At 52.7% G+C, this 18,942-nt stretch carries 12 protein-coding genes and 1 tRNA gene; 9 read left to right on the top strand and 4 right to left on the bottom strand.

The window, feature by feature from the left end; genetic code table 11:
* Positions 1-498 precede the first annotated feature (498 nt).
* From HMPREF3039_RS08785 to HMPREF3039_RS08795, 6 genes are all read left to right on the top strand, one after another.
* Positions 499-2,238: an RHS repeat domain-containing protein gene (locus tag HMPREF3039_RS08785; protein WP_067982521.1), complete on the top strand. Its 1,740-nt coding sequence runs from the start codon at positions 499-501 to the stop codon at positions 2,236-2,238.
* Positions 2,239-2,660: 422 nt separating this feature from the next.
* On the top strand, positions 2,661-3,200 hold the full coding sequence (locus HMPREF3039_RS13820) for a hypothetical protein (RefSeq protein ID WP_147549995.1): 540 nt from the start codon (positions 2,661-2,663) through the stop codon (positions 3,198-3,200).
* 82 nt (positions 3,201-3,282) lie between these two features.
* Positions 3,283-3,675: a hypothetical protein gene (locus HMPREF3039_RS13825; protein WP_156473612.1), complete on the top strand. Its 393-nt coding sequence runs from the start codon at positions 3,283-3,285 to the stop codon at positions 3,673-3,675.
* Positions 3,676-3,893: 218 nt separating this feature from the next.
* Positions 3,894-4,418: an ankyrin repeat domain-containing protein gene (locus tag HMPREF3039_RS13345; protein ID WP_082770211.1), complete on the top strand. Its 525-nt coding sequence runs from the start codon at positions 3,894-3,896 to the stop codon at positions 4,416-4,418.
* Between the two features lie 131 nt (positions 4,419-4,549).
* Entirely contained in the window at positions 4,550-4,723 is a 174-nt protein-coding gene (locus tag HMPREF3039_RS14405; RefSeq protein ID WP_231863892.1) for a hypothetical protein, read from the top strand.
* A 189-nt stretch (positions 4,724-4,912) separates the two neighbouring features.
* Positions 4,913-5,944: a DUF3592 domain-containing protein gene (locus tag HMPREF3039_RS08795; RefSeq protein WP_067569870.1), complete on the top strand. Its 1,032-nt coding sequence runs from the start codon at positions 4,913-4,915 to the stop codon at positions 5,942-5,944.
* A gap of 629 nt (positions 5,945-6,573) precedes the next feature.
* Here the strand turns inward: HMPREF3039_RS08795 and uvrA are convergent.
* On the bottom strand, positions 6,574-12,096 hold the full coding sequence (gene uvrA, locus HMPREF3039_RS08800; protein WP_067569872.1) for an excinuclease ABC subunit UvrA: 5,523 nt from the start codon (positions 12,094-12,096) through the stop codon (positions 6,574-6,576).
* A gap of 164 nt (positions 12,097-12,260) precedes the next feature.
* Here uvrA and HMPREF3039_RS08805 point away from each other — a divergent pair, with 164 nt between their 5' ends.
* A complete protein-coding gene (locus HMPREF3039_RS08805; RefSeq protein WP_067569874.1) occupies positions 12,261-12,497 on the top strand; it encodes a hypothetical protein in 237 nt (78 codons plus the stop codon).
* 27 nt (positions 12,498-12,524) lie between these two features.
* On the opposite strand, the gene HMPREF3039_RS08810 is transcribed toward HMPREF3039_RS08805, so the two are convergent.
* Positions 12,525-12,896, bottom strand: coding sequence for a hypothetical protein (locus HMPREF3039_RS08810; protein ID WP_231863893.1), 372 nt, complete (start codon positions 12,894-12,896; stop codon positions 12,525-12,527).
* 221 nt (positions 12,897-13,117) lie between these two features.
* Here HMPREF3039_RS08810 and secA point away from each other — a divergent pair, with 221 nt between their 5' ends.
* Complete coding sequence (secA, locus tag HMPREF3039_RS08815; protein WP_067569878.1) at positions 13,118-16,468, top strand: preprotein translocase subunit SecA; 3,351 nt, start codon at positions 13,118-13,120, stop codon at positions 16,466-16,468.
* Between the two features lie 75 nt (positions 16,469-16,543).
* Positions 16,544-17,644, top strand: a complete 1,101-nt coding sequence (locus HMPREF3039_RS08820) for a GNAT family N-acetyltransferase (protein ID WP_147549982.1) — start codon at positions 16,544-16,546, stop codon at positions 17,642-17,644.
* Between the two features lie 112 nt (positions 17,645-17,756).
* On the opposite strand, the gene HMPREF3039_RS08825 is transcribed toward HMPREF3039_RS08820, so the two are convergent.
* Positions 17,757-17,831 (bottom strand) — tRNA-Met (locus tag HMPREF3039_RS08825).
* Positions 17,832-18,041: 210 nt separating this feature from the next.
* Positions 18,042-18,605 carry an NUDIX hydrolase gene (locus HMPREF3039_RS08830; protein ID WP_231863894.1) on the bottom strand — a complete coding sequence of 188 codons (564 nt, stop codon included), beginning with the start codon at positions 18,603-18,605 and terminating at the stop codon, positions 18,042-18,044.
* Positions 18,606-18,942 lie beyond the last annotated feature (337 nt).

The raw sequence follows: 18,942 nt of genomic DNA on the forward strand, positions 1-18,942 counted from the left end.
GACGCTAGCACGCGGACTTTTATCCTGGCAATGGGTAAATTTTGAAAATATGGCAAAGAAATACGTGCCACCGGCAAGGAATACCTTCTCTTTTCCCATGTTGTCCTCCGCCTCAAAAATTCACCAAATATCATAACGTTTCCGGCGTGTTTACTTTGCTGGTTTCTGTTAGCCGCATTCCCACTTCGGAGATCACAGCTGAATCACTGGTCGTAGACGGGGTTAGCGTAAGCCAGACTGACCATGAAGGCATTCATTCTTCACAACGGCGCTCCTGCATCTCTACAGGGATGTTTCTGGAAAAAACCGATGGTAGCGGCAACACCATTATGGAGGAAACGGACGTAGCCGGACGCCCGGCTAAGACTACTGATCCTGCGGGCCATGTCACCACCACCAGCTATCTGCCCCGCTGTGACAATCCTGCCTGCATCACCGATGCATTGGGAGGAACAACCTGTTATACCTACGACATACGCAGCAGAAAGACGGCAGAATATGGCACCGCCATTCAGCCGGCCTGCTTCGCCTACGTACGACGAAGCCGACCGCATGGTGGCCCTGACTACCTTCCGTGCAAACGAAGGCGACATCACCACCGATCCTTCCGGCCGAACCGACGGAGACACCACCACCCGGCTCTACGATCCAGCCACCGGTCTGGAACTGAAAAAAGCCTATGCCGATGGTTCCTGTGTCTCCAAAACCTATGACGATCTCAATCGTCTGAAGACATTGACCAAGGCCAGAGGTATCACCACCACCTGTGCCTATGCTCCTCTCACCGGAGAACTCGTCTCCGCCTCCCACAATGACGCTACTCCCGGATGGAAGTTCACCTACAACCACATCGGACAAATGACCTCCGTCCGGGACACTTCAGGTATCAGGGAATTTTCCTACGATGCTTATGGCCGCATGATTCAGGACACTTCCTTTGGAACCGTGGAAAGCTGCACCCAGGAAGAATACAATGCCTTGGGGCATTCCAACGGATACCGCCTGATGCTCGGCACACGCACGGTGCAGCACTCCCATCTTGACTACGGCCATCAGGGAGGCATTATTGGGATGAATCTGGAAGGCATCGCTTCTCCCTTTACATGGCAGTACGATCCAACCAGCGGCTTCCTCCACTCTCTCACCTACCCCAACGGCATGGTCCGCCAAAACACCTACCATCCTGCCCTCAACCTCGTAACCGCTATTGGTTACAGGAAGGGAGCGGACGGCGAATTGTCGGCCGGCTACGAATACGACTACGACGCGCTGATGCGTCCCACTCAACGACGGGACTCATGGGATGCTGCCACTCCCGCGACGATAAGAGATTTTACCTATAACAGCCGCAGTGAACTGCTGGAAGACCGCATCAGCCGGGGAGGAAGGTTTGCGTACTGCTATGACAACATCGGCAACCGCAAGACCGCCCGGGAACTGGAGGAAGACCTCTCCTACGAATCCAATCGGCTCAACCAGTACACGGATATTGCCGGAGGGGAAGAAGATTTTAACCCCGTCTACGATGCCGACGGCAACCAGACCAGGATCAAGACTTCAACGGGTGTCTGGGAGGTATCCTACGAGGCCAAAGACCGCCCCGTCGTCTTCACCAGCCAGGATGGCAGAACAACCATCACCTGCGGCTACGACTACCGGGGAAGGCGCTTTGAGAAGAAAACCACGGTCAATGGGGCAGTATCCAGCCATTCCCGGTTCCTGTACCGAGGCTATTTGCAGGTAGCCCAACTGGATTTGATGCATCCCGAACCCTTGCTGGTGAAGAGCTATTTGTGGGATCCGACGGAGCCCACGGCCACGCGCGTCCTGATGATGACATGTTGGAAAGACAACATTTCACAGCAGGAAAAGCATCTCTACTTCATCCACGATGCCTTGAAGAACGTCACTTCCATCCTTGACGGCCAGCAGAAACAAAAAACCCGCTACAAGCATGCACCTTTCGGAGGCCTGTTCACCGCTGAAGGGGACATGGCCCGGGAGAACAAGTTCAGGTTTTCCTGCGAGTTCTCGGATGACGAACTGGGACTTGTCTACTACAATTACCGCCATCTCAATCCCGCAGACGGCAGATGGATTAACCGCGATCCTATCCAGGAACAAGGAGGTTGGAATTTATACGGTTTTGTTTCAAACAAATTGTTAATTACAGACCTTCTTGGATGTGCCATCTACGTTGTTTCCTGTCTAGATAAAAACAAAGAAAAACACATATAAAAAATAAAATATTTAGGAAAAACTCTAAAAATATTACAGAGGAATATGATACATTAGCAGTAATCTCCCATGGTGAATATTTAACAGCTACAGAAATAAAAAAGCCTACAAATCAATTAATTATAAAAAAAGGAAGATAAATCTAAAATATATGCCGACATGGGAAAATTTAAAAAATTCTTATCGTCATTGTATCCATCGAATGCAAAAAATGGATATGGTATTTATTTAGGGCATGCCATCAAGATGGTACAATTTCCGATGGAGGCTGGAGAATTTATTCTAATGCACCAGAAGGAGAAAAAAGCTTTTCTCTCCAACTGAAAAAGAACGAAAGCTATTTAAAGTATTATCCAGCAAAAATTATAAGTACCGCGGACAATAATAATACTCCTCCGATTCCACGCCCACAATAAAAACATATGAATACTATTAAAAGAAATCTCCTAATTATTGTGCTTATTATTATTTCGCTATCAGAATTTATAATTATACTAAATTACACTAAGCTTATAGCATACAATCCCAGTGCATCCGAATTATTGTATAAATTTGATTCTTGCTTGAATGACGATGATTTTATTCCTGATATTTCTTCAGAATACCCTCATGTTTATTTTAAAAATTTAGAAACAGAAGAAGGTATCTCCATCGAATCAGGCGTTTTAATCACAGAAAGAAAAAAATCTAGACAGTCTATTAAAAATAAAGATTATTTTGAATCTGAAACAATTATTTTTAATCCAAACGGTAAGAACCACCTTCCAACTGAAATAAAAAATACACCTATTTTTTCTATCTCATGGACACCTGATCTTCTCTCAACAGAATCAAAAGATGATTCATTGTATATGGAAATTCAGAAAAGATCATCATGCCCTTTAAAGATGAAGTTAAATTTACGGGCCAAAGATAATAATGGCCAGGAATGGAAGCTCATATGGGTTCCAAATAAATTATAAGTATTTCACTGGGGGGTATACAAATTCAGGAACATCATCAGATAATCTCTTCCATCCAAGATATATTGTTCATATTGTTGAAATGCAGGCGGCGGCTTATGACAAGAAAGTGAAAGATTATCTTAAGGAAAAAGCAAAATATGATGCTCATTGGTATATAATAAAATTGTTTATTTCAGAACCTAAGGCACCGGAAATCGAAAATATTCCACCTGTTTTTGAAAAGAAATCGCCTACTGTTTCCTATGATACTGGCTATGATACTGGCAGTGAAAACCTTATTCAATTGGACGCTGATGATGTTTATGGAAAAAATTTCGGCCTCCACCCCAAAGGGGGATTTTCGGGTGTGCGGTGGCATATTGGCAACTCAATATTATGGAGTAGAGAATGCATGATAGTAGGTTCCCACCATGTTGAAGGAATAGCTGTACCTGATATCTCCGAATTATATGATTCCGATACATGTTTTTGATCTCAATGATTCCTTACTGAAAGCAGAAGATTATTCAAATTTGACTGTTGTTTAAAATGCAAATTAAAAAAATATCCTACTTTAAAAGTTGTTCACAAATCATAAAATATTATTTATCTATTTTAAGCATAACAAAAATCTATGCATGATTCTTGTTTTTTCATGAAAATCATGCACATGAACTTTAAAAATTATAAGTGTAGCATAAATTATTTAATATGAAAACTAATATTATATTCCCTTCGGTTATTTTGGCATTAAATTTATTAGGGTCCTGTACGTTCATATCCCAAAAAAAAGAAGAAACAAAAAACTCCTATATTCCTCCTTACTACCTACATTACAATACTCCTGCCTACATTGTAGGAAAAGATATGATTAGAAATTCATTAAAATCATATTGGGATTTGTCGTCAAATACGACTCCACAACCAAATCTTAATCCATATGATAAAAAATGGAATGGAAGCGAAACAGCTCTTATGTTGGCGGCAGCTATCGGGGATATTGATACCATGAAGAAATTACTCGAATTTAGGGCTGATATTAATGTAGCTTCAAATGAAATGAAGCTCCCCTCTATGACCTTTCCCTACAAAGAAACTGCCTTACATTATGCTGCTCGTACAGGACAAATAGGCGCCTACAATTTTCTAATTAAACAAGGAGCTAACCAGAATTTGAAAAATACTGATGGAAAAACAGCCCAGCAATTACTGGAGACTGAAGTAAAAAATAATTAAAATTATAGAGTAACATACAGGATCGAAATAGGAGGGATAGGCCTGCCGCACAGTAACAGGATAAGAATATATACAGGACAATTTCTTCCAAGAAAAGATTTTCAGAAAGAACTTATTAAGTTAAAATTATCTTGTCTATAATAAAAGGGCAGCAAATTAATATCCTCTATCTTCCCCATACCCCTTCTTGTGCCATGATTAATGATTTTCCACATGGACTGGGATGGGTACTGGCCCGGGGAACCATTCTCACAGCTTTCTTTTCTGCATTTATACTTTATATTGCTGTTGAAATGGGAGAATAATGATACGGCGAAATAGAGGTGATTTTTCCATTTCCTATATACTGGATGCACTCAATAATTTATCTCCCGAAAGTGCTCCTTGCGAATTTAAAACTCCTGCATTGGAATTGAATTAGGTTCTATACTTTTAATAAGTTTGAAAGGCATTCATTAAGTATATATAACACTTGTTATGAATTAAAATATGTTATGAATACAATAATTTTTAATAACAGATGGATTTCAGGAATTAAGCCGATAGTGATAGTGGTTTTCCTATTCCTCTGTTTCATCGGCATATTCTTTCCCGTCGTTTTCTATTCATTTATCATCGAATTAAAAAAGGAAGCCAATGGCCATTTCATACTTCTGGGAATCACGTCCTTTTTTTCTCTGATTTTCATTATTGCAACTTTCTACATCAATTTGCTGCTTGTTTTTGGAAAATTACATATTGTCTTAGATCATTTTAAAATTGTTATTGACCAGTATGTGCTGGGAATACGCATGGCATCAAAGCAGATTCCTTTAAGCGGCGATACCCGTATTATTCTGGAAAGCGGTCCTTCCGGTTCAAATGCCTATATCTTTAAAAACAATGGGAAGGTCCAGGCATTCCCGATGACTCCAGTCGTATACAGTATCAAAATTCAAGAGGCAGGCAGATCAGACGTTGTTCTTTCATCAGGTAATTATTCACTGGTATTAAAATTATTCCGCCAGATATCCGGCCTATATCCGGAATTAACGTCTGAAATTGATACGAGCAGTGAAAAAAGATTACTTGATGAATATAGGCAGCGGATAAATTCCGTAAAAAAACGGTCCGCATTGGTGCTTTCTCTTGTATGCTTTTTGGGTACAATGTTAATGGGTCTTCCTTTGTCCCTGGAATACATGAATTATAAATATTCCAGAAACTGGGTTGAAATCCAGGGGAGAATAGAGGAAATGCAGAAAGCTGAAAACAAGGATGGATTCCGTGTAGCATATTCTTGGAAAGGGAAAAAATTGTATACATCCCTGTATGAAAAAAGTTTCCTGTCGCATCAGCATGGGGAAAATGCCACGGAGGGAAATCTGATCCGTATCTATGTTAATCCCGAGGATCCGGAGCAATACACTTTTGGCAGTTCCATATTGTCAAGTATGATAGGACTTATTATTTGTTTTTTCTTATTACTACTATTTTCCCTATTATTATTCTGTTGGTTTTTAAAGCTTAGAAAAAACAAATATTGACTATAAATTATTTAAATTGAAGACTTTGTTGTACTATTTCCGGAAACCTTTCAAAACGATTGCTTTTCCGGAAACTGAAATACCCGCCTCCTTTGAACGGCGGCCTATTCAAGCATGTAGTACCAGAACATCTTGAACCGACCAACATTTGTCCTCCTTTTTAAAATTATGAAAATCTTAAAATACTTTGTCGTAATAATATCAATATTGATTACAATTTTTATAATTGGGCATAGTATTTTATTTTGTCCGTTTTTGGAAGATCCCTTTAATCTACACGGTCGTAATATTTATAAAGACTATTATTTATACTATTTTCAAGAAGGAGATATGTATGTCCTATGGAAAAAGTATTCTTCGTTGCCTGACATACCCTTTAACCAGGCGGTTTCCTGTATTTATCGAAATAATATTCATACCATTTCCGTGTGTATAGACAAGGAATGGTATGAAGTAGATATGATGGAGGATAATATTAAAAAAATATCTGGAAATATTTTAACGCCACATTCTGTACCCTCACCTATTTTCTATAAACAATTATAGGAGTCATCTGACAAAATCGGCCTTTGTCCATACATAAAAACGCCGTCCCGGAAAAATCCGGAACGGCGTTGCAAATGTTACGGCTATTCACTCTCAACCAACTCCCGGCGTATGTATTCCGCTGTGGGCGAATCCTTTTGAGCGATTTGCTCCGGGGTGCCGCTGGCTACGATGCGGCCGCCTTCCTCTCCCGGCCCGGGCCCCATGTCGATAATATAATCCGCCTCCGCCATGATTTCCGTGTTGTGCTCAATGACAATGACCGTGTTCCCCTGGTCCGCCAGGCGGTGCAGTACGTCGATAAGAAGACGCACGTCCCGCGGGTGCAGTCCGATGGAAGGCTCTTCAATCAGGTACAAGTCTCCGGGAAGCTCCTTCCCCTTCATCAAGGCGTTCCGGCTGACGCGCCGCCCCTTGATGAGTTCCGTCACCAGCTTGAGGCGCTGGGCTTCCCCGCCGGAGAGCGTATTGGAGGCCTGCCCCAGCGTCAGGTAACCAAGTCCGGTCTCCGCCAGCAATTTGAGGGGGTCTGAAATGCGGGGCTGGCTTTCAAAGAATTCCGCCGCTTCCGAGAAGTCCATCCGCAGCACGTCCGCAATAGTCTTACCTTTGTACCGCACGGTAAGCGTGGCGGCGTTGTAGCGTTTGCCGCGGCAGGTTTCACAAGGCACGAAGCACGGAGGCAGGAAGTCCATCTCCAGCTTCTGCATGCCCGTTCCCTTGCAGGACTCGCAATTGCCCTGCCCCGTATTGAAAGAGAAGCGCCCGCGGTCGAAACCCAGCCGCCGGGCATCCGCCGTCTGGGCGAACAGGGTCCGGATATCATCCAGAAACCCCACGTAAGTGGCCGGAGTGGACCTGGGAGTCTTGCCAATGGGGCTCTGGTCCACCCCGTACACCATCCGCAGGGAGTCAAACCCGGAAGAGGATTTCCACAGCTTCTTCTGCTCACGGGTCAGTTTGTCCCCCAGCGCCTGGCGCGCCGCCAGACGGATGGTCCCGGTCATCAGGGAGGTCTTTCCCGCTCCGGAAACGCCGGTCAGCACGGTAAGACGCCCCTTGGGAATAGCCACGTCCACATTCTTCAGGTTATGCAGGCAGCAGCCCTCCACCCGGAGCCACGCGGTTTCATCCTTGCGGGCAGGTATCCGGCGCCGCTTGCCGCGGTACGGATGGTGCGGCTTGTGGTGCAACGCCAGCCCGGTGACGGAATCCGGCATTTCCGCCAGTTCCTCAAAAGTCCCCTGGGCCATGACGCGCCCACCGTGGACGCCCGCTCCGGGACCCATGTCCACAATGCGGTCCGCACGCCTCATTGTGTCCTCGTCGTGTTCCACCACCAGCAGGGTGTTCCCCCGGCGCTTGAGTTCATCCAGCGTCCCCAGAAGCAATTCGTTGTCGCGCGGATGCAGCCCGATCGTGGGTTCATCCAGGACGTACAAAACGCCCCGGAGATGGGAGCCAAGCTGGGATGCCAGGCGGATGCGCTGCGTCTCCCCGCCGGAAAGCGTCGTCGCACTGCGGTCCAGGGACAGATACCCCAGCCCCACGCGCTGGAGGAAGCCGAGCCGCTGCGTCACTTCCGCAACCACGTCCCGGGCAATCAGGGCTTCTTCACGTTCGAACTTCCAGCCCTCCACCAGTTTGGCGGCCTCCATGGCCGGCAATGAGGCAAGCTCACCCGGCGTCACGCCCTGGAGCCTGACGGCGCGGGCAAACTCATTCAGACGCACGCCGCGGCAGGCAGGGCATGTTTTCACCTCCTTTTCGTCATCCACCTGTTTGGCAAGCTCCTTGTCGTATTTCAACTCCGCTTCCAGCAGGGACTGGGCCTGGTCTTCCTTCATCTTGCGCTTGCCCACCACGCCGTGCCCCCGGCAGACGGGGCACCAGCCGCGGGGAGAGTTGAAGGAAAACGTATAAGGCTCCAGTTCCGGGAAAGACTGGCCGCAGGAGGCGCAAGCCAGCTTCACGCCCATCAACTCCGGAGAGGAGGAACCGGAAGGAAGCACCTGCAGAAAGCCTTCTCCCATGTCCAGCGCGGCGTGAACCGCCTGCGCCACTTCATCCGGGGTCCAGGAACTTTCCGGACGGCTCATCACCAGGTCCAGATCGTGGCTGGAATAACGGTCCAGGGGCTGAAAGCCGCTCAGCGGCACCAAGCCGCCGTCCACCCACAATTCTTCATACCCCTTGCCTTCCGCCCAGCGCGCCAGATCGGAGTAATGCCCTTTGCGCCCGCGCACCAGGGGTGCCAGCAGGGCCAAACTGCCATGCTTTTTCAACTGCCGGGAAACAAGTTCCACCACTTCCGATTCCGAACGCTTGCCTACCGGCACTCCGCACTTCGGGCAATAGGCCTGCCCCAGCTTGGAATACAACAGGCGCAGGAACTGCCAGATTTCCGTAACCGTCCCCACCGTGGACTTGGTACCGCCGCGGGACATGTTCTGCTCAATAGCCACCGTGGGCGGCAGGCCCGTAAGGCGGTCAATGTCCGGACTTTCCAGTTGCTCGGTAAACTGGCGGGCATACGGGGACATGACGTCCATGAAACGCCTCTGCCCTTCCGCAAAAAAGATATCGAAGGCCAGGGAGCTTTTTCCCGACCCGGACAGGCCGGTCAGCACGGTCATTTCTCCGCGCGGCACGTCCAGATCCACGTTCTTCAGGTTGTGGTGCCGCGCACCCCGCAGGGCCATGACGCCTGCCGGAATATCCATATCCGCGGAATCCGGCATGGCGGCGTCCTGCGGATCGTAAACGGAGGGAAGGCCTTCGAGCACGTCCTTGAGGTACTTGCCCGTGTAACCCTTGCCGGCCGCCACGATTTCCTCCGGCGTCCCGGCCGCAACCACATGGCCGCCGCCCGCTCCGCCTTCCGGCCCCAGGTCAATCACGTAATCCGCGGACTTGATAAACTCCGGGTTGTGCTCAATCACCAGCAGGGTATGCCCCTGCTCCACCAGCTCCCGGAAAACGGCCAGCAGCACTTCAATATCGGCAAAATGCAGCCCCGTTCCCGGCTCGTCCAGAATCAGCATCTTGGGATTGTTTTTGCCGGAGCCCATCTGGTCCAGCAGTATCTTGGCCAGCTTCAGGCGCTGGTTCTCCCCGCCGGACAGCGTATTCAACGGCTGCCCCAGCGTCAGGTGGCCCAGCCCCACACGCCGGAGTACGCCCAGCTTTTCCGCAATGCGCCTGGCACGCGCACCCTTTTCCCCGCCGAAGTATTCCAGGGCGGCCGTCACGGTCATGCCCAGAACGTCGGCAATATTCCTGCCGTCGCGGTACACGCTCAATACCTCGTTCCCGTAGCGGGCACCGTGGCACAGGGGACACTGCACGAAAATGTCTGAAAGAAACTGCATCTCCACCTTCTCGCTGCCCATCCCCATGCAGCGGGGACAGCGCCCGTCGCCGCTGTTGAAAGAAAAGAATCCCGGCTTCATCCCGCGGGCGCGGGCCGTTTCCGTATCCGCAAACAGGGCGCGGATTTCCTCAAACACGCCGGAATACACGGCAGGAGTGGAACGGGGTGTGCGCACGATGGGGCTCTGGTCCACCATCACCACTTCATCAAGCAGCTCCCAGCCCTTGACGGACTTCACGTGTGCAGGCTCCTCCTCGCACACGCCGCCCTTCGCTACCAGGGCGTTCAAATACACCACGTCGTGTGCCAGCGTGCTCTTGCCGGAACCGCTGACGCCCGTCAGGCAGGCGAACACGCCCAGAGGAATATTCACGTCCAGTTTCTTCAGGTTGTGCCGGGTAGCGCCGGAAATCTGCAAAAACTTCCTGGGCTTGCGCCTCTTCTGCGGAATGGAGATGCTCCGCCTGCCGGACAGGAACGCCCCCGTCAGGGATTCCGGCACCTCCGCAATACGGTCCGGAGCGCCGGAATACACCAGGCGCCCCCCTTCGCGGCCGGAGCCGGGGCCCATGTCCACTAGGCAGTCGGCGGCGCGCATCACGGCTTCCTCGTGCTCCACGACCACCAATGTATTTCCCCGTGTCTTGAGACGGTTCATGGCGGAAATCAGGCGGGATGTGTCCCTGGGATGCAGGCCCACGGTCGGTTCATCCAGCACGAACAGCGTATCCGTCAGAGAGGCCCCCAGGCAGGTAGTCAGGCTGACGCGCTCGATCTCCCCACCCGAAAGGGTGCGCGTGGCACGGTCGGAACTCAGGTAGCCCAGGCCCACTTCATTAAGATACTCCAGGCGGCTCCGCAATTCCGCCACGGCATGCTTCAGGCCGGGGTCTTCATGGGAACACGGCGTCACGTGCTTGTCCACCCAGGCCAGCAACTCATCCATGGGCATGCAGAACAGGTCCGGCAGGCTCTTTCCGCCCAGCTTGAACTGGAGGGCCTCCGGCCTCAGGCGCTGTCCATGGCAGGACGGGCATTCCTGATAAACCCGGAAGCGGCTCAAATACACCCTGACGTGCATCTTGTGCGTCCGGCTCTCCAGATACTTGAAAAATCCAGCGATGCCGTACCACAGTCCGCGTTCGTACATTTCATCCGGGTCACTGCCGTCGCCATACATCAGCCAGTCCCGTTCCCACTGCTTCAAATCCTTCCAGGGCACGTCCAGACGCACCTGCCGGGGGCTCTTGCGCCAGGCGCGCATCAGGTCCTTCTTGCATTCGGAGAAGACCTTGCCCTCTCCCTCGAAAATATGGATGGCCCCGTCCCTGACGCTCAATTCCGGCTTGATGCAGCGGTTGTAGTCCACCGTAATCACGCGTCCGTAGCCCCGGCATTCCGGACAGGCGCCCAGGGGGGAATTGAAGGAAAACAGGCCGGGCCGCGGCTCCATGAGCGGATACCAGTCTCCGCGGAACTTCATGGCCGGCAGCCAAATTCCGTCCACGCGCGGGACCACGTGGGCCACGCCGCCACCCAGGCGCATGGCCGTTTCCAGAGCCTCCAGACGGCGTTCCCTCTGTTCCTCATTCAGCCGCACGCGGTCCTGGATCACCAGCAGGGATTCGCCTTCCGGCAGGGACCAGTCATCGTCCTCCAGCCGCAGCATCTCTCCATGCGCGAAAACGCGCAAATAACCCTGGGCCACCAAGTTCATCTTGAGCGTGGACAGGTCAATGGACTCCGTACGGGGCACCTCCAGGCAAATCATCAGCTCCGTGCCCGGAGGCAGTTCCGCGTTCAGCTTTTCGTCAATGGAACCGGGCGTCTCTGGCCTGATCTCCCGGCCCGTCTCCGGATCAAATCCGGACGCCAACCGGGCGAAGACGAACTTCCAGTAATCATTCAGCCCCGTCATCGTTCCCACGGTAGAGCGGGAAGTCCTGACGGAATTGCGCTGGTGCAGCGCAATCGCCGGAAGAATATTCTCCACGGCATCCACGTCCGGCTTGTCCATGCGGTCCATGAACTGGCGTACGTAGGGGGAAAAGGTTTCCATATACCGCCGCTGCCCTTCCGCGTACAGCGTATGCATGGCCAGGCTTGTCTTTCCGGACCCGGAAGGCCCCGTCACCACCGTCAAACGCCCCAGGGGAATATCCACATCCACATTCTGCAAATTATGCTCGCGGGCGCCCCGGATGCGTATGCGCCCATCATCGCAATGACTCATAGGCGGATAATATCATCAATTTGGAATCATTCCAATGATGTTACATGTCATGATTCCGGATTCATGCGCCCCACGCGCTTCCGCTGCTCCCTTTATTTCCGCTGCCTTTTTCCCTTGTATTCCGTCAGGAAAAAATTATTCTGGAACTCTCCTTCCACCCTTTCATGAACCAGCCTGTGTTAGCTTTATTCGGACTCGGAATCCCCGAGATTTTCCTGCTCCTGTTCTGGAGCATCCTCCCCATGGCCATCTATTACTGGCTGCGGTCCCGCAACAAGGAAAAACCCGTCACCGGCACGGAATACCTGGTCACCATTCCTCTTTTCCTGCTTTTCGGCTGGTTCACCCTGCTCTGCATCTGGCTCATCCATCTGACCCGGAACAAGCCGGCCGGCCGTTGAACATCGCCCTGCCTCCGCTGCCGGTCTTTACTCCTTTGTCCATGTGTCCAGCTTCATGCCGCAGAGGTTGACCTCCACGGAGGCGGCATTCTCCGGCCAGGGAATGACCAGCTGATAACCGCCCGCATAGAGCAGCTTTCCGGAAGTTCTGCCCGCAGGCCGGGTGTAGAGGAACACGTTGACCTCATCGCCTTCCGGCTGCATCTCCACGTACAAGTCTCCCTGATACTGGGTATTCAAGTCAAAATGAAGGGAAATATTCCCTTCTTCATTAATTTCCCCGGATATCAAATGAATATCGTCCTTGCAGACGGTTCCGTCCTCATGGCAGCATCCCGCCAGCGTACAGGCGAGGGCCATGGGAACCCAGCAGGGAAGTTTGTGGAAGACATAAGGCATAAAACGTTCTCTCCTTTCTCCTGTAACATCTTGCAGAGAAAATACGGATGCAAGGAAAATCAGGTCCAACACCCCGGCATGTCATTCAAAAATGAACCGATCACGTCATGATTTGCCCAAATCGCGGGCCGTGCTTGCATTTCCTTCCGCACCCGCTAGTATTTTTCGATTCTTAGATCGCTGAAAGCGCCTCTACCTCGTCAATTTTCAACAAGACAAAGATGATTAAGTGGATTCTAACCAAGATTGTCGGTACCAAAAACCAGCGTGAAGTGCGCCGCCTGCGCCCCATTGTGGAACAAATCGTCTCCATTGAGGAATCATGGAACGGCAAGGGACAGGACTTCCTGCTTGAAAAAACAAAGGAATGGCAGAGCTACCTGCATCGCTTCCTCCCCATGGACCTGCCGCCCGTGCGCATCGTGGAAGCCGCGCCCAAAGAAGAGCTGGAAAACATTGCCTCCCGGCTGAATGCCCGCTTTGAATCCCTGAAAAACGAATTCGCCGCCCTCCCCACGGTGGAAGCCACTCCGGCCTCCATTGAGGAAGGCAAGGCCGCATGGAACAACATCACGCCCCAGTTCGACAAACTCCGGGAACGCTACCTCAACCAGATCCTTCCGGAAGCGTTTGCCGCCGTCAAGCACGGCGCCCGCCTGCTCTGCGGAGAAGAACGGGAAATCTGCGGACAAAGACAGCTCTGGGACATGATCCACTTTGACGTCCAGCTGCTCGGCGGCATCGCCCTGCACCGCGGCTACATCGCGGAAATGGCCACGGGCGAAGGCAAAACCCTCGTCGCCACCCTTCCCGTCTACCTCAACGCCCTCACCGGCATGGGGGTGCACGTGGTAACGGTGAACGACTACCTGGCGCGCCGCGACTCCGAATGGATGGGCATGCTCTTCCAGTTCCTGGGGCTGACGGTCGGCTGCATCCAGAGCATGATGCCTTCCCAGCTGCGCCGCGAACAATACGCCTGCGACATCACCTACGGCACCAATGCCGAATTCGGCTTCGACTACCTGCGCGACAACGGCATGGCCACGTCCAAATCAGAACAGGTGCAGAGAGGCCACTACTTCGCCATCGTGGACGAAGTGGACTCCATCCTCATTGACGAAGCCCGTACGCCGCTCATCATCTCCGGCCCCGCCGTCGTTACCCGTGAACAGCAGTACGACAACCTGCGCCCCTCCATCGAACGCGTGGTGAAGGCCCAGACCGACCTCTGCAACGAACTGATGACCCAGGCCCTGAAAGCCCAGGAAGAGGGCAGGACGGAAGAAGTGGGACGCAACCTGTTCAAGGTGAAAATGGGCCAGCCCCGCCACCGCGCCTTCATGCGCGCCATGCAGGACCCGGAACTCCGCCGCATCGTGGAAAAATACGAACTGACCCTTTACCAGGATACCCGCAAGAAGGAACTCTACAAGCTGAAGGAGGAAATGTACTTCACCGTGGATGAAAAAACCCATGACGCGGACCTGATGGAAAAAGGCCGTGAAATCATCTCCCCCGGACACCCGGAAGACTTCGTCCTCCCGGACCTCGGCACCGCCTTTGCGGAAATGGATGAAAATCCCCGCCTGACGGAAAAAGACAAGCTCCGCCTTAAAAACGAACTCACCAAAAAGCTGGATGAAACGGGCGCACGCCTGCACACCACCTCCCAGCTTCTCAAGGCCTACTGCATTTACGAAAAAGACGTGGAATACGTCGTCAAGGACGACAAGGTCATCATCATCGACCAGAACACGGGCCGTGAAATGCCGGGACGCCGCTGGAGCGACGGCCTGCACCAGGCCGTGGAAGCCAAAGAAGGCGTAGAAGTGGAACGCGAAAACCAGACTTATGCCACTATCACCATCCAGAACTACTTCCGCCTGTACAAAAAACTGGCGGGCATGACCGGCACGGCGGAAACGGAAGCCGCGGAATTCCACGACATTTACAAATTGGACGTACTTCCCATCCCGACCAACCGCCCCTGCATCCGGAAGGACCAGAACGACCTCATCTTCAAATCCCGCCGTGAGAAATTCAACGCCGTCATCAACAAAATCCAGGAACTCCACGGCAAGGGCCAGCCCATCCTGATCGGCACGGCCAGCGTGGACGCCTCCGAAACCCTCTCCCGCATGCTCAAGAGGGCCAAAATCCCCCATGAAGTGCTGAACGCCAAAAACCACCAGCGTGAAGCCGAAATCGTGTCGCTGGCCGGCAAGCGCGGAGCCGTTACGGTCTCCACGAACATGGCCGGACGCGGTACGGACATCAAGCTGGGAGAAGGCGTGGCGGACCTGGGCGGCCTCTTCGTACTGGGTACGGAACGCCACGAATCCCGCCGCATCGACCGCCAGCTGCGCGGACGCTGCTCCCGCCAGGGAGACCCCGGCGCTTCCCAGTTCTTCATCTCCTTTGAAGACGACCTGATGCGCAACTTCGGCGCGGCGGAACGCATGACCAAGATGATGGAACGCCTGGGCGTGGCCGACGGCGAGGCCCTGGAACACAGCTTCCTGAACAAATCCGTGGAATCTGCCCAGAAGCGGGTGGAACAGCGCAACTACATGTGGCGCAAGCACGTGCTGGACTATGACGACGTGATGAACAAGCAGCGCGAAATCGTGTACGGTTACCGCAATGAAGTGCTCTCCACGGAAAACCCGCGTGAAATGATCTACGACGTGCTGGAGGAAGTAATCGCCACCCGCGCCCACGAATTCCTTGACCCGGACGCAGAGGGCATTACCCATCCCGACGAACTGCTTGCCTGGATGAACTCCTCCTTCCCGCTGGGCCTCACGGCGGATGCCGCCAAGCTGGAAGACCGCCCGCTGGACGAAACCATCGCCTTCCTGATCGACAAGGTAAAGGCCACGTATGAAGACAAGGCCTCCCGCGAACGTCCGGAATACCTGGACCATATGGAACGCCAGATCATCCTGGGGGCCATTGACAAACTGTGGCAGGAGCATTTGTACAACATGGACTCCCTCCGGGAAGGCGTCCGCCTCCGCGCCCAGGGCCAGAAAGACCCGCTCGTGGAATACAAGTCGGAAGCCTATGACCTCTTCGTCACCCTGATGGACAGCATCAAGAGCGAAGCCATCGGCAACCTCTTCAAGAGCACCACCAACCTGGACGCCTTTGAAGACTTCCTGGCCAGCCTGCCCCAGTTCGAGACCTCCGACGACGGACAGGAAAACGGAGCCAGCCTCCCGGAAATCGGATTCGACGGCATGCCGACGGACCTGCTCTCCGCCCTGCGTGAACAGGTATCCAGGGCTCGCGAACAGCAGGCGGCGCAGCAGCCGGAACAGGAATCCGCCCCCGCCGCCATCTCCGATGCCACCACCATCGGTGAAGGCTATCAGCCTGCGGCTCCGGAACCCAGACTGGTGATGCCCAAGCGCAAGGTCAGCGTCGTCCTCCGCAAGGAAGAAACCGCACCCGTACCGGCTTCCGCTCCCGTCTCCGACGATGAGGAAATCGCCGTCACGCTTGACTCCCAGGACTTCGCGGAAACCATGGACAACCGGGACTCTGCGGAAACCCGTACATTCTAAACACCATCCTGTCTTCGGGCGGAGGAAACGGGCTTGACGGCCCTTTCCTCCGCCTTCAAACTTTCGGCGCACTCCTTGACCACGCTTCCTCCCAATAAATCAACCAACGTCCGTTCCGTACTGGAGTATGTCCCCTACTTCAGGGGCAAAATCTTTGCCGTACATGTGGAACAGCCCCTGGTGAACTCGGAGGAACTGGTGGATGCCCTGCTGGACCTGGACGCATTGCAGGAAATAGGGGTGAAGCCCGTTCTGATTGCAGAAGGGCCGGACGCTTCCGCTCTATACGAACATACCCGCGTCTGTGAAATGCGCTCCGCCCTGGTGGAAGCCCCGCTGAAAAGCGGCCAGCTTGTCCGCGAGCGCGTCCGGGAAATCCTGGGGCGTCATCAAATACCCGTCGTAGCCTCCGGGCGCACGGGCTCCTTTGATACGGACTCCATTCATCTGGCGTACACGCTGGGCGCCTCCAAATACATCGCCCTGCTCAACGACCACAAGGTCCCTTCCCGGGACGGCCACCCCATCGCCGCCATTCTGGAATCGGAGGTTGCCGGACTATCCGGCGAACTGACGCACAGGGAACTGCTGGATCAGGCCGCGGAAGCCTGCCGCGCCGGCATTCCCCGCGTGCACCTGCTGGACGGCAAGATGCGCGGCGTGCTGGTGGAGGAACTCTTCTCGGAAGAAGGCGTGGGCACGATGGTCCACACGGACTCCTACCGGGAAATACGTCCCCTGAAAGAAGAGGACATCCCGGAACTTCTGTCCATGATCGCCCGTTCCGTCGTGGACTCCAAACTGGTGGACCGCAACTATGAGGATATAGCCGCGAAAATCGACGACTACTACGTTCTGACGCTGGATGACAGCATCGTGGGCTGCGTGGCCGTGTACCCTTATCCGGAACACCGCAGCGCGGAACTCGGCTGCCTGTACATCAAACACCGCCATGAAGGCCGGGGATACGGCCGCACGCTCTGTGAATTTGCCAGAAAAAAGGCGGAGGAAATGGGCATGAACTTCATCTTCGCCCTGTCTCAAAGCGCCGTCCATTACTTCCGGGACCGCATGCACTATGCGGAATTCTCCCGCGACAGCCTTCCCCCGGAACGTCTCCGCGCCCTGGAACTCAGCGGCCGCAAATCCGGAGTCTTCGGATTGAGGCTGAAGTAAATCTGCCAGGACTTCCATTCCTCTTACCAGCTCTCTCTGCCACTCTTTACCATTCCGGCAGTTACCTGCTAAAACACCCCGGAACCAAGCGGTTCCGGGGTGTTTGCAAAACTGGTAGCAGGGAGGTGATTTGAACACCCGACCAAAGGCTTATGAGTCCTCTGCTCTACCACTGAGCTACCCTGCCATGTAGTGGTTGGTGCCGTAAGGCGGGGAGATATTTAGCCCGAAACGGAAAGAATGTCCAGAAGTTTTTATGGGACCGGCATATTTTATGACGCCGGAGCCCTTTACCACGCACAGAAACTTTTGATGCTGAACAGGATCGTTCGGACACCGTCCATCGACCTGCCGGGACAGGGAGGCCGCCATGCTGTCCGGCGCCTTCCCGGCTGGATCATCCTTCTTCCCTGCCGGAGCCGTCAAGCCGGCGGGACAGGAAATAAAGCCCCATGAAAATTTTCGGGTCCACCACCTTTCCCTGTCCTGTCTGGTCCATCAGCCAGTCGTGCACCAAAGAAAGAGGAATCCGGTGTACGGTAATATTCTCATTGTCCACTCCTCCTCCTTCCGCTACCTGCCGAAGCCCGTCCGCCAGATAAAAGGATACCATTTCCGTCGTCAGTCCGGGGGAGGAAGGCCCGGTAAACAGATAGGTCCAGGAGGAAGCGCTGTATCCGGTTTCCTCTTCCAGCTCCCTGCGCGCGGATTCCAGGGTGCTTTCCTCTCCGTCATCCCCGGAAAGCCCGGCAGGCAGCCCGATGGTAAGCGCATGCAGGGGAAAACGGTACTCCTCCACCAGCAGCAATTCTCCCGCTTCCGTCACCGCAATCACCATGACGGCTCCGTTGGCGTTTACCCTGCGTACATATTCCCATCGCCCCTCCTTGACCAATTCCAGAAATTTGCCACGGAAAAGGGTTTGAGGCCGTTCTTCAGGATTATCCGCATGTTTCATCATGGGGCCACGTTAGATTTCCGGCCGATTCTTGTCAACCACGTCGCCGTACCTCTTCCGTAGCATGCCGGAATCCGGCATGCTACGGTTCGTGTAAGTGCTTGATAAGCCCGTTCGTAATTGTTTCCTCTTCGTCACATTAGGCCCAAACAACAAAGTAAATCATTGATAATAAAAAGATAATATGCGTTTCAAAGAAATATACTCAGGAGGACTAAATTATTGATCGAATCAAGACTAAAAAATTCTTTGATGTGGAACCCCCGTGGAACTTGAAGCGGTGGAACGATGACTCATGAAGATTCAAAAAGATGTTTTTTCTCTTGCCGCAAATCAGTAA

Source organism: Akkermansia sp. KLE1798 (assembly GCF_001580195.1).
GTDB lineage: Bacteria > Verrucomicrobiota > Verrucomicrobiia > Verrucomicrobiales > Akkermansiaceae > Akkermansia > Akkermansia biwaensis.